The organism is Aminobacter sp. P9b (assembly GCF_045345995.1).
In the GTDB taxonomy this organism is placed as follows: domain Bacteria; phylum Pseudomonadota; class Alphaproteobacteria; order Rhizobiales; family Rhizobiaceae; genus Aminobacter; species Aminobacter niigataensis.
In genome coordinates this window covers 4,254,752-4,266,512 of sequence record NZ_CP150082.1, presented here as the reverse complement: position 1 = coordinate 4,266,512, position 11,761 = coordinate 4,254,752, and the positions used below count along the sequence as shown (strand labels likewise).

The window sequence follows — 11,761 nt, the reverse complement described above, 5'->3', positions numbered from 1 at the left end:
CCGGCAGTCGCATGGTTTCGGGGCATTTGCCCGACGGCAACAAGGCAATATCGTGGCTTCGCTGAACTGGCGATGAATGCAATGGCTGCGTGCTTGACGCGGCCGGCGATGCGCGCCAAATGCCTGCCATGGACGAGCCTTACTGGAAAACGACGCCGCTGGAGGCGATGAGCCCCACCCAGTGGGAGGAGCTGTGCGACGGCTGCGGCAAATGCTGCCTGTCCAAGCTCGAGGACGAGGACACGGGCGAGATCTACTGGACCAGCGTCGGCTGCCGGCTGTTCGACGGCTCCACCTGCCGCTGCTCCGACTATGCCAACCGCCTCGCGCGCGTGCCGGATTGCGTCGGGCTGACGCCTGACAACGTGCGCACCATCGCCTGGCTGCCCAGCACCTGCGCCTATCGGCTCGTTGCCGAGGGGCAGGACCTCTACTGGTGGCATCATCTGGTTTCGGGCAGCAGCGAAACCGTGCACGAGGCCGGCATCTCGGTGCGCGGCAGGCTCACGGCCTCCGAGGACGATCTGGCCGAACCGGAAGACTATTTCGAGCACGTTCTCGAAGAAGAGCCGTAAGGCTCGCCATATTCCCGACCATTTCGGCAGGCTATTTCGCGGTCGCGCGGCGACTCACAAACGCGTGATCGCATCATATTATCTAACGGAATCAGCAGCTTGCCAGATGAACCGAAAATGAATGCACGGTTCGAAATCGGTTCAGCTTGGACGGTGCAATCTACAGCCATCGCTCAGGCAAAGACGGCTTGACGCCACGGAGTTCAAGGAGAAGACCATGTTCGACAAGATCAAGACTGCCGCCCTTTCGGCCCTTATCGGCTTCAGCACGCTGGCCGCCATTCCCGCTACCGCGCAGGCAGACGGCCTCTACCTGAACCTCGGCCAGGGCGAGCCGCGCGTCGGCATCTATGTCCAGGACGGCTACCGTGACAATGGCCGCTGGGACAACCGCAACGACGGCCGCTGGGACCGCAATGATGGCCGCTGGGGCGGTCGCCCCGATCACGGCCGCTGGGATCGCCGCTGCACGCCCGACCGTGCGCTCGACAAGGCCGACCGCATGGGCCTGCGCCGCGCCCGCGTCGTCGACGTCAACCGCCGCACCATCACCGTCAGCGGCCGCAAGTATGGCGAGCGCGTCGCGATCAGCTTCGCCCGGGCCCCGAACTGCCCGGTGGTTCGCTGGTAACAATGAGATCGGGCGTTGCCCGATCGGAGTAGCGGGAGCCCCTTTTCGCAAGAAAGGGCGTGGCTCCAAACAAAACCCCGGAGGCCTGGCCTCCGGGGTTTTTCATTGCCTGCACTGAGAACTCCGGGAAAACCGGAAAGACCAAGGGCTGCCGCTGCCGCCACGGCAGCCCTTGAGTATCTGTGTCAGTTCTTCAGTTCGAAGGTGACGTTGACCTGCACGCGGTAGGCGTTTTCGCCGGCTTCGACGGGAACCGAACCCGCCGCCGCGCGGTCGAACGACTTGGCCTGCTGCAGCGGCATCGGCGGCGGCGCGAAGGACTGGTCGGCGATCTCGATCACCTTGCCGAGGCTGACGCCGGCGGCTTCGGCCAGGACCTTGGCCTTGGCGATGGCGTCGGCGACCGCAAGCTTGCGCGCCTCGGTGATCACCGTGTCGGGCTTTTCGTTGGTGAAGTTGATGCCGCCGCCCTGGTTGACGCCCAGCGACACCGCCTTGTCGAGGATCTCGCCGGTCTTGGTGATGTCGCGGATGCGCACCGACAGCGTGTTGGTGACCTGGTAGGCGACGAGTTCGGCTTCCTGCGATCCGTCGGGCTTGTTGGTGTAGTTGTAGCGCGGCTGGATCTGGATACCGGCGGTCTGCAGGTCGCGTTCGGCGATGCCGGCGGCCTTCATTGCGGCGATGACGGCGGCCATGGCGTCGTTGTTGGCGTCGAGCGCCTCGCGCGCCGTCTTGGCCTCGCGCATCACCGACAGGGAAAGCAGGGCAAGATCGGGCGCGACCGAAGCTTCGCCTTCGCCGGTCACAATGATGCGCGGCGGCGGCTGGTTGTCGGCGCGGGCGGCGGCGGCGGGAACTGCGAGTGCCGCTGCAAGAGCGAGCGCCATGTATTTGCGATTCATAATATAATCTCCGTTGTCCTGAGCCCTTCGAGAGTGTCGAATAGGGGCGGATTATGGGTGGATTGCGGCAGCGCGCAACAGATGCGCGAAGATGGCTTGTGCCAGCGCGCAAAACTTACTATCCAGCCCGCGTGGGGCCTGTAGCTCAATGGTTAGAGCCGGCGGCTCATAACCGCTTGGTTGGGGGTTCGAGTCCCTCCGGGCCCACCATTGCCTAAGCCTTTGATTTTTAAGGGCGATTTTCGCTCCGCGCAACACTGAGACTGTCGGACAAGTTCTTACACTCTGAAAACTTCTTGTCGATGCAGGTTTGTGCATCGATGAGTGTGCTTGCAGCCATCGCGTAGCAGATTCCAGAATGACCTTGGTCAAGTGTTTTCGGTACATTCGTGATCTGGAACGTTTCTGAGGACCTGTCGATATCGACGGGTCGCAGACCTTGGTCTGAGGCGGCCAAAGCGCCGCCGACGTACAGTAACGTCCCGGCAAAGCTTATCAGAATTTCCTTTGTCGTCGCCGATCCCAGCATGGTCCCCTAGAGCGTTTCTATCGATCCTCGTCCATCATAGAGAAACGACCGCCACACCATCTCCAATTGGAGTAGATCAACGCCATTCTGTCGTTTTGGAATTCCTTCGTTCTCGACCGTGCAACTGCCATTTCCTGACATTGTACTCCCGTCAGGGGAGCCACCTCAGATAGCAAAAACCTTTCATCGGTGCCCGGTGTGAGCGACAACAAGGCCCTGCATTGCCAGCGGGAGCGGGGCCTTCTGAGATGAGTGTCGACCTGGTCAAACTGGACCGAGCGCTCGATCGGACGATCGAGGCGGCTTTCGATCCATCGCTTTGGAAGGATGTCATCACTGGGATTTCGGATGCTACCGGATCTTGCGGCGCAAACATCATTCCGCTCTCGGAGCGTAATCGCCATCTGGTCGTATACACGGACTCGATGGCTCGCGCGTTCGAGGACTATTTCGACGGCGGCTGGCACATCAATGAGTGGCGCTTGCGCGGCCTTCCGTTCCTGAAGAGGAACGGGGCCGTTCAGGACCACCAATTCACGCCACGGGACGTTTTTGAGAAGCACGCCTATTACAAATTCCATGCAAAACACGGCATCCGCAACGGCCCCTCCAATTGGAGGAGGCCGACATGAGTCTCATCGGGCATGCTGTCAAATACCTTCTACGTCAATTGGGGCAGAATCGATGACATTAATGGCGAGAGTGATTGCTATTCCCGCTCGTACTGAACCCATGACCCGACTGGGGAAGTCGGCGACTTTTGTGACGGCGCTAGTGATAGCCGCGTGTTTAAGTCCGTTCGGGTTGGGTAACGCCCATGCAAACTGCCAAAGCGTTGATTACGTGATGGATTCTAACGGAAAAAGACATCGCGTTGAATATAATTGTGCGGGCGGCAGTGGTTCAAACGATGCCGCTGCTATCGGGCTCCTGGGCGCCGGGATTGGCCTCCTGCTTCAGGGCCTAGAGACCCCTTCGGCCCCCGACGAAAGCGATAGTCTTCCAAGGAAGCCGAATGCATTCGACGAAATCGCCCGTCAGAGAAAAGCTAAGGCTGAACGCTACCAGAAAACAAAAAAGCTCGAGACCAAGGCGGCTGTGGATTCAAGTCTCGATCCGTGGGCCGATTCACCATCCAAGAAAGCCAAAAAGTCTGACGGTCGCGCACCGTACGCCGATCTCAGCTGTGTAGACATCCGACGGACGGGATCGGGAGTCAGTTGGGATATGACGCGGCTGACCAATAAGTGCGGATTCCCTGTTCAAGTGCTGACTTGTTACTACGACAAGGGCGAACGGCAAAAATGCGACGGATACAAGTCCGGACGCTGGGGAACGTCTGACACTATCAAAGTGGGGTCTTCTGTTGCGAGCGTCTCTTCTTCGAAGCGACCAGGATTCGGTGTCCGATACATCGTTTGCAATATGAGCGGCATCACAAAGCATGAAGAGCTGTGCCTGTTGCCGAAAGGCTGACGGAAGTGCCTGGAGGGAGAGGACTAACGATGCGCCTTTTCAAAATTTTGCTCACAACCGCAGTACTTTTTACGTCGGCGGGAGCGTATGCAGATGTGAAAATAGTCACGCCGTATCAGGGCATGAAAAGTGTGAGCACTGCTAAAACGGATATGAACGAAGACAACGTTCTGACATACTGCGCTCGGCTTGCTTATGAAGACAATGATTGCATAAGACAGCTGTCTTCGCTCACTCTAAAGTATATATATAGGAAGAATCATAAGGAGGCTCGGAAATGGGCCTCTTATATTAAAAAGTATAATGACCAAGAATATCAGAATATACCATGTGAAGTAAAAGGTGTGTCGTATCCCGACAAAGGTATTGGGGTATTTTTAGAATATAACTCATTAATTTTTTACATTGATGAAGTAGAAAATAAATCTGAAGCCAAAAAGAGTGGTCTCAAGGCTTTTCTTTGCCAGAGCGTCACTGATGCCAAAATTAATGTTTCAAAATCACCACTTGATTCTCATAATTTTTCGAAGTTCCTGAAAAAATACTATGGCGATTCCGACGAGTACGATGGTGGGCGCTTTTTAGCCGAGTTCATGTCTGTATTATTGGAAAAAGAAGTAGAGATTAAAGGAAATCCTGAATATTATTCAGACAAAGTCAAAATGGAACGTCTGGTTAAGTACCAAGCTCTGTATAAAAACGCATATAATGCATGTATAAAAGAAAGATTTGCAGAAGAATTTTGTGGGTACATTGAGGAATGGGCTCAATGGTACCAGAGAAGGAAGGTAAATATGGCTGAAAAAGGCAAATTCTAGTTGACGACCAGAGTCGCCAGGAAGAGCCTACGGTCAGTCACTACCTCGGCAACCGCAGCCAATGCACACCCTGGTCCTCGGCTGCCGAGTCGAGCAGCTGCTCGTCAGTCTCGCATGCAGACAGTAACTTCGGGATGCCGTCGTCATCGAGATCATGCAGCCAATCCGCATCCCGCTCCAAAGCATCCTTCAACCAGTACACGATAAGCCGCATTGTCCGCCGGCAGCCCCTTTGCCTGAGGAAGATCGCCCATCTTCATCGTTGACCCGCGACCGCGCTTCGCAAGAAGCTGCCGCAAATTCCCAGCGGCCATCCTACCAAGCGTCGCAGCAAGCAGCTCGCGCAGCCGTGGATCGCCGTCGGCAAGCTCCCGTCTCGCGAAGCTTTCACGGCCGACCGTGCGCTACAACTGCGTCGGAGAAACCGCGCTTTCCTTGAACAAGAGCTGTCCAGGTCGTTCGACGGCAAAACGGTGATCGTAACGCACCATGCGCCGCATCGCCGTAGCGTGCACTGGCGGTTCAAAGGGTCAGGGCTGTGGCGAGGCGAAATGGCCGGAGCCGGATCCGGTTTGTGCAACCTCATCCTTTGATACCAGGTGTTTTTTCATCGCCTGACGATTTTCCCTGGCAGGAAAATAGTTTCACTCTCTTGATTTAATCTTCGCCCCAAAACAAAGTAGTCCGACCCACTTGCCCTTGGGTAACGTCCAAGCCTCCACCTAGTTGAGGCGAGGAAAGCCACAAATAAAAGCCGGAGACAGGGGCAGCCGGCATCAGAGGGGATGAATATATGGAAGGAACGACAACAGCATTTTTTGCGGGACAGGTGACGCTCACCCAGCTTGTCCAGAATCTGGTCTACGCTTCAGGTACGGTGGGGGCGCTGACCGTGGTCGCAGGTCTTCTGATGATCGATGCGGGTACCACGCGAAGCGCCAATCTCTACAATTCCACGATCGAGAAGATGGTGGGCTTCTTCATCGGGTTTGCGACCTATTTCATCATCGGCTTCGGCTTCTGGGCGGGGCAGTACTACATCATGGCTGGCGGAACCATGATGGATTCGCTCAAGGATTGGTGGTTCTTCGGGGCGCTGTCGAACGCGCACGCACAAACTGTCGATCCGGCGGTCTGGCCCGGGCTCAATACGTTCCAGATCTTCATCTTCTTCCTTGCCTGTTTCGCAGGCATCGTGAACGTCCTGCTCCATTTCGCGGTGTCGGAGCGCATGAAGGCTTCCGCCTTCTACATCACCTGCGTCGTGGCCACCGTGGTCTCCTCGGTCTTGAGTTGGGCGGTCTGGGGGTCGGTCGGCCCGCTGACGAACGCCGGCTTTCACGACTTCTTCGGCATCGGGTTCGTCTATATCTTCCCGACGGGCATCGCGATGGTCCTGGTGCCGCAACTGGGTAAGCGCCCGGGCATGTTTGCGCCTCACCCGAAAGTGCCGTCCTACAAGGCACCTTCGATCGGGCTCGCCGCAACCGGCCTGATCACGATCTTCGCAGGCCTGCCGATGGTCATTCTGTCCTGCCTGTTCTTTTTCGACCCCGAGACCTATGCGGTTTCGGTGACCATGGCCAACACCAGCGTGGGCATTGCCTTCAACAACTACGGCATCTCCTGGGCGGGTGGCGCCATCACCGGCGCAATCATCTCCTACCGTACGAAGAACTACATCTATCTGCTGCTCGGCCCGCTTGCCGGGTACGTTTCGGGCGCGCCAGGCTTCGACGTCTACCTGCCCTGGCAGATGTTCCTGGTCTCGCTCGGGGCGCCGATTGCAGCCTGGATCGTCTACAACTTCACATCGAAGCGTCAGATCGACGAGCACAAGCTCTTCCCGCTGTTTATCGGCGCGGGCTTCTATGCGCTCATCATGGTCGGGCTGGTCAAGTCGGGCACGCCGAGGGGCGGCTACTTCGGCGTCACCGAAGGCGCGTATGCGTTCCAGCACGGTCAAATCAGCGTGCTGATGCAACTTGCGGGCTTCGCGCTCTGCCTTGGCGCCGGGATACTGACCGGGCTGATCCTGTCGGTGGTGCTCAAGGCCACGACCGGGCTGCGGGTGCCGGAGGATGCGCAGGCGGAAGGGCTGGACAAGCTGTTCTGGGGCCTCGAGAACGAAAGCAAGAGCTGAGCGAAGCGCCGGTGCCGCGGCTCACGTCGCGGCACTGGCGCGCAGCATCATCCCGGACAGGAACCCATGTTCCACCGGGTATGCCGCAGGTGGCCGGTGGAAGGCATTGGCCGCCCGGTTCCTGTCTTGGAAGGTGCGCCAGCTAGATTGTCATTTTAGTGTATTCGCGCTCGCTGCCCGCGCACCAGATCGAGGGCCTTTTTGGAATGGAAGTATCCTGGCGGACTGTTTGGCGCTGCAAGGGGCGCCGGTGCACAAACCGCCAATTGGCTGTGCTCATTCAACCAGTGTATCGCCGCCGACTGGGCTTGCGCTATCGAAGATCATGAACACGATTGGAGTCCCTGGCTCAGCGGTTGCGTCGGTACGCCTCGCGCCAACCTCACCGCTCCGGGGAGCGTTGTACTCGGCAACGATTTCACCGAATGTGTTTCGCTGGACAGCAAGTTTTTGTCCGGCCTGAACAGCTTCGTTGAGGCCAACCAACAGCTCAACAAAGCCGCCATGCGTTGCAATGATAGGCAACATCCCGTCCGCGACAAAGACATTGGAGTCCTTGCTCGTCCTGCCAATCGGTCCCGATACGATGCCATGATGTTTGAGGACGTTCGTCGTCCCCTCAACAAACAGTGCAATCATGTCGTGGTCGAGGATCCGGGGGCGACCGATCTCCGGAGTGAATGCAGGAATGCCGGCATCGATGAGGGCGTTGGCCAAGAGACCGGGCTCTGCAGCATTGTCGAAGATCTGGTCGATCGGGTACAACTCCGCCATGGCGCGGACCTCGGGCAAATCCATCCGCGCGAGATGAAATGCGGTCATGTCCATGCCGGTAGCTGCTGTATGGAAGTCGATTGCGTAGTCGAGATTTGACCGCAGCAGCCTGTTGAACAGCAGCCCGGCATGTCGCGACGGTGCGTCGGGGGCGTTCTCGTCGCCAGGGAACTGGCGATTGATGTCGACCAGGTCGATACCGCGTCCGGAGCTCGGCCATCTCCGAGCCATTCCCTCGAGGGCTGGACGAGAGACATCGAATACCGCGATCACTGTCCCCGACATCGAGGTCGGATCCAATCCATTCATCACTGTCTGCACTGTGTGGACGGGGCTCATTTCATCGCCATGCACCCCGCTGATCAGCCCAAGCCTTTTTCCGGAAGCACTTCCCTTGGCTACGATGACCGAGACATACCAGTGCTGTCCCGTCGGCATTTGCACGCCTTGGAAATAGAAGCTGTGCTTCTTGCCTGGCTCGAGGTCGGCGACATCGAGCGAACTGATGACCGGTTTTCCGCTGATGGTATCACCCGTGAAAACGGTGCCTTTTCCATCAGCGGCCGACAAGCCGGCAGATGTCGATCCAGATTGCGCTTGGGCAGTTCCGGTCACGAGTGCGGCTGCCGCACCAACGGTTGCGACGGATCCGATCATGAAGCCGCGACGATCGACACTCTGGTCATTGCCAATTGTCATGGGAAGCCTCCGTGTTTCATCACAAGACCAGCGCGCAGGGCCCGCATCCAGGATTTCTGACAGCAACGTGGAATGGATCACCTGCGAATGCGTCGAACATCCACCACACGCCCGGTGCGTGAGCTCAGCGCGATCTCAAACCTGCTGTTGCCACGCCGGGCATGGTAGATGAAAATCCTGCCGCGGCAGTCTATGCGTCGGACATCGCGGAAGCCTCTGTTCTGAAGTAGCCTTTGGCCTTGGCTGCAAGAAATGGCCCGGCCGTGATTCAGGCTGGTTCCAATTGTGATGTTGACGGTTACCGCCTGAGCGGGAGTGGGTGCCGCCAGCGGCATTGCAAGGCCGATCGCAAGACCCAGAGCCAGCAAACGTTTCATGACGAACCTCGATTACACAAACGACATCTGCCCGATGTCAGTTCCTCCACCAACCTGTTGTCAACAAGCTGTCCTTGCCTGCCAGCGTCTTTGGGACGTGAGGCATAGTATCTGGACTCTGCGCCAACCTTCGTCGTCCATGGGCGCCCACCAAATGGAGCAAAGTCGACTCGATCGTTTCAGCGAGGCAGCAGACCGCGCGAAAGGCTACGATTGAGGCGCAGAGCATAGCATTGGGACGCTCAGCCAATCACTTCGACGTTTCAATCGACTAAAGCAATGGCAGCATTGTCGTCGGTGCCATGCAATCGGCATGGTGCACGGTTGTGGAGGAATCGATCGATGATACGAACATTGAGTGAGGTTGCGGTTCTCCTTGTGATCGCGCTGGCTACGAGCGCGTGCAATACGCCCCAGGAACGTGTACTCGGCGGAGCCGCTATTGGCGCAACAGGCGGGGCACTGGTTGGCCAGGCGATCGGCGGCAATACCGGGGCAACGGTCGCGGGTGCCGCAATCGGGGGCGTGGCGGGTGCCATGATTGGCGCCGGGACCGCTCCGGGCCAGTGCCGTTTCCAGCGAGTCGACAGCCGTGGACGACCGATGGTCGACCGCTACGGCAGGCCGGTAACTTATCTCGCACCTTGCCGGTAGACGCTTTGTCGACCACCTAGAGGATCGGCGGCCTGTCAACTTCCGCAAACGGTTCTGTTTACGGTCATGCGCTGTTTGCTTGCATTGATGTTGTCTCTGTTTTGGTCTGGTGCGTCGGCGCAGGATTGCGTGGTGCTGCTTCATGGCCTTGGGCGTTCGGCCCCATCTCTGCTTCTGATCGAGGAGGCCCTGGAGGCCAATGACTTCAAGGTGGTGAATGATGGCTATCCGTCCCTGAATGCTCCCGTCGAAAAGCTGATCGCGCATGTCGACAAGTCGGTGGCCAGATGCGGGAAGCCTGGGAACATCCATTTCGTGACGCATTCGCTCGGCGGAATCCTGGTCCGGGCCTGGCTGCAGCAGCATAGACCTGGAAATCTCGGCCGCGTGGTCATGCTGGGTCCGCCAAATGGCGGCTCCGAGATCATCGACGCATTCGGCGATCTCGCAATCTTACAGATGCTCACCGGACCGGCAGGCCGGCAACTTGGCACCAATCCGGGTAGCATTCCCAACACTCTCGGGCCGGCGGATTTCAATCTCGGCATCATTGCCGGCGACAGATCGACCAATCCCGCGTTCTCCCAATTGTTCAGCGGCCCCAATGACGGCAAGGTTTCGGTCGAGAGCACCAAGCTTGAAGGGATGGCCGACCATATCGTATTGCCGACGTCCCATACATTCATGATGAACAATCCATTGGTCATCGCGCAGGTTCTGAACTTCCTGCGCGATGGACATTTCGACCACCACCTGACCATGCGCGAGCTGTTTCGGCGCTTGTTGAGGAACTGACCACTCCGGCTGAGAGGGATTGATGTTCCGCTATCTCGTAATCTTCTGCCTTGTCGTCGCCGGAGCGACCATAGCCATATCCTTTTACCAGCCGCCCATGCGCCTTATGCCTACCCCGATCGTTTTCCTCGGCGGCCTTTCAAGTCCCTTCACCACCAATCCGGAGCACAAGTCAGACCCGGAGATCGCCCTTTTCTACGCTACCAACCGGCTTCCCGTCGGACCGCGCAACGATCGCCTCTATGCAGTCGTCCCGGGCAGGGATCTGCAGCTCGGGGAGGCGACGGTCAGAATCGGCGAGGAAGGTACAACCTGGGACAGGATCTATGCCTGGTCGACCGGTGCAAGCGACGACCGGCGGCCATTCCTCCATCTCAGCAATCTGAATGAGCAGGCGGCGATTGAGCCGGATCAGCCGCCTTCACCCGCAGCGATGGCCTGGTTCGACAAGATCGACCAAGCGTTGGCCGCCAGCCAGGATCGCGATGTCATTGTCTATGTCCACGGTGCCAACACCACCGTTGAACGTGCGGCGGGACAGGCAGCGCAGCTCCGCCATTTCACAGGCCGGACCTCCGTGGTTGTTCTATTCGCCTGGCCGACGGCCGAAAATTTCCTGAGATACCCGAGAGATATGGTGACCGCTTTTGGCGCGGCTCCCCAGCTTGCCAAGCTGGTCGAACTCCTGTCGCAGCACACCATTGCTGACAAGGTCGACGTGTTGACCTACAGCGCCGGCGGCACGGTCGGGAGCGACGCCCTGGCATTGGCGGGGCGCAAGGCAAAGCAGCCGGACGCCGAACCGGTGCGTATCGGCGAGGTTTATCACGCCGCCCCGGACGCCGATTTTCGACGTTTCGTGGCCGACATGCGCGATTACGCGGACGTGGCCGAACGCGTCACTGTTTCGGCCAATCTCAACGACAGCGCGCTCAGGCTATCGCAGGTAATAAACCGTGCATCGCGCGCAGGCAGGCCTGATATGGAAGAACTTGATGCGGATGACACGAACTGGCTTCTGCAAAGCGCACGAGCCGACGGCCTCGAACTGCTTCGGGTGAGGCCGGAAAACATTCCCGGCCTGTCCCGAACCTCGCATACATTCTGGTATGACGATCCGTGGGTCAGCAGCGACGTGCTTATCACGCTGCTGTATGACCTGGCTCCCGGCGAGCGCGGCCTGATGGACGCGGCAGCTGCCTCCGGGGTTCACTACTGGACCTTCACGCCAGATTATCCCGATCAACTTGCCCATGTCGTGTCGCGGCTACGTCAGCAAGGAAAAATCTCCCCCGGAACCGGCGGCTGACCCGGTATGAGCCACAATAACGCTTGTTTGCGTTGCTGACGCAATTCTGGACGGGAGCTCACTCGTGCCTTGCTGG

The 11,761-nt window shown here is 58.3% G+C and carries 11 protein-coding genes and 1 tRNA gene; 9 read left to right on the top strand and 3 right to left on the bottom strand.

Annotated elements, in window-relative coordinates; all coding sequences use genetic code 11:
• The first annotated feature begins 128 nt into the window (after positions 1–128).
• Positions 129–575, top strand: a complete 447-nt coding sequence (locus tag WHT83_RS20975; RefSeq protein ID WP_318764078.1) for a YcgN family cysteine cluster protein — start codon at positions 129–131, stop codon at positions 573–575.
• Between the two features lie 217 nt (positions 576–792).
• Positions 793–1,206, top strand: coding sequence for a hypothetical protein (locus WHT83_RS20970; protein WP_183260051.1), 414 nt, complete (start codon positions 793–795; stop codon positions 1,204–1,206).
• 185 nt (positions 1,207–1,391) lie between these two features.
• On the opposite strand, the gene WHT83_RS20965 is transcribed toward WHT83_RS20970, so the two are convergent.
• Positions 1,392–2,111: an SIMPL domain-containing protein gene (locus tag WHT83_RS20965; RefSeq protein WP_108607428.1), complete on the bottom strand. Its 720-nt coding sequence runs from the start codon at positions 2,109–2,111 to the stop codon at positions 1,392–1,394.
• A gap of 134 nt (positions 2,112–2,245) precedes the next feature.
• On the opposite strand from WHT83_RS20965, the gene WHT83_RS20960 reads away from it, so the two are divergent.
• From WHT83_RS20960 to WHT83_RS20940, 5 genes are all read left to right on the top strand, one after another.
• Positions 2,246–2,321, top strand: a tRNA-Ile gene (locus WHT83_RS20960).
• A 567-nt stretch (positions 2,322–2,888) separates the two neighbouring features.
• The gene (locus tag WHT83_RS20955; RefSeq protein WP_406872291.1) at positions 2,889–3,272 is read left to right on the top strand and encodes a hypothetical protein; all 384 of its coding nucleotides are present in this window, start codon (positions 2,889–2,891) and stop codon (positions 3,270–3,272) included.
• Between the two features lie 52 nt (positions 3,273–3,324).
• The gene (locus tag WHT83_RS20950) at positions 3,325–4,116 is read left to right on the top strand and encodes a hypothetical protein (protein WP_406872290.1); all 792 of its coding nucleotides are present in this window, start codon (positions 3,325–3,327) and stop codon (positions 4,114–4,116) included.
• Positions 4,117–4,145: 29 nt separating this feature from the next.
• The gene (locus WHT83_RS20945) at positions 4,146–4,934 is read left to right on the top strand and encodes a hypothetical protein (protein ID WP_406872289.1); all 789 of its coding nucleotides are present in this window, start codon (positions 4,146–4,148) and stop codon (positions 4,932–4,934) included.
• 793 nt (positions 4,935–5,727) lie between these two features.
• Positions 5,728–7,077, top strand: coding sequence for an ammonium transporter (locus tag WHT83_RS20940; RefSeq protein WP_406872288.1), 1,350 nt, complete (start codon positions 5,728–5,730; stop codon positions 7,075–7,077).
• 276 nt (positions 7,078–7,353) lie between these two features.
• Here the strand turns inward: WHT83_RS20940 and WHT83_RS20935 are convergent, their stop codons facing one another.
• Entirely contained in the window at positions 7,354–8,550 is a 1,197-nt protein-coding gene (locus WHT83_RS20935; RefSeq protein WP_406872287.1) for a succinylglutamate desuccinylase/aspartoacylase family protein, read from the bottom strand.
• 77 nt (positions 8,551–8,627) lie between these two features.
• Positions 8,628–8,927, bottom strand: a complete 300-nt coding sequence (locus tag WHT83_RS20930; RefSeq protein WP_108607442.1) for a hypothetical protein — start codon at positions 8,925–8,927, stop codon at positions 8,628–8,630.
• A 786-nt stretch (positions 8,928–9,713) separates the two neighbouring features.
• On the opposite strand from WHT83_RS20930, the gene WHT83_RS20925 reads away from it, so the two are divergent.
• Complete coding sequence (locus tag WHT83_RS20925; RefSeq protein ID WP_406872286.1) at positions 9,714–10,376, top strand: esterase/lipase family protein; 663 nt, start codon at positions 9,714–9,716, stop codon at positions 10,374–10,376.
• A 22-nt stretch (positions 10,377–10,398) separates the two neighbouring features.
• Positions 10,399–11,685, top strand: a complete 1,287-nt coding sequence (locus tag WHT83_RS20920) for an alpha/beta hydrolase (RefSeq protein ID WP_406872285.1) — start codon at positions 10,399–10,401, stop codon at positions 11,683–11,685.
• Positions 11,686–11,761: the final 76 nt, after the last annotated feature.

Excerpts from the sequence above, each read along its gene's own strand:
- WHT83_RS20975 (WP_318764078.1), top strand. The coding sequence starts at position 129 with ATGGACGAGCCTTACTGGAAAACGACGCCGCTGGAGGCGATGAGCCCC.
- WHT83_RS20970 (WP_183260051.1), top strand. The coding sequence starts at position 793 with ATGTTCGACAAGATCAAGACTGCCGCCCTTTCGGCCCTTATCGGCTTC.
- WHT83_RS20965 (WP_108607428.1), bottom strand. The coding sequence starts at position 2,111 with ATGAATCGCAAATACATGGCGCTCGCTCTTGCAGCGGCACTCGCAGTT.
- WHT83_RS20955 (WP_406872291.1), top strand. The coding sequence starts at position 2,889 with ATGAGTGTCGACCTGGTCAAACTGGACCGAGCGCTCGATCGGACGATC.
- WHT83_RS20950 (WP_406872290.1), top strand. The coding sequence starts at position 3,325 with ATGACATTAATGGCGAGAGTGATTGCTATTCCCGCTCGTACTGAACCC.
- WHT83_RS20945 (WP_406872289.1), top strand. The coding sequence starts at position 4,146 with ATGCGCCTTTTCAAAATTTTGCTCACAACCGCAGTACTTTTTACGTCG.
- WHT83_RS20940 (WP_406872288.1), top strand. The coding sequence starts at position 5,728 with ATGGAAGGAACGACAACAGCATTTTTTGCGGGACAGGTGACGCTCACC.
- WHT83_RS20935 (WP_406872287.1), bottom strand. The coding sequence starts at position 8,550 with ATGACAATTGGCAATGACCAGAGTGTCGATCGTCGCGGCTTCATGATC.
- WHT83_RS20930 (WP_108607442.1), bottom strand. The coding sequence starts at position 8,927 with ATGAAACGTTTGCTGGCTCTGGGTCTTGCGATCGGCCTTGCAATGCCG.
- WHT83_RS20920 (WP_406872285.1), top strand. The coding sequence starts at position 10,399 with ATGTTCCGCTATCTCGTAATCTTCTGCCTTGTCGTCGCCGGAGCGACC.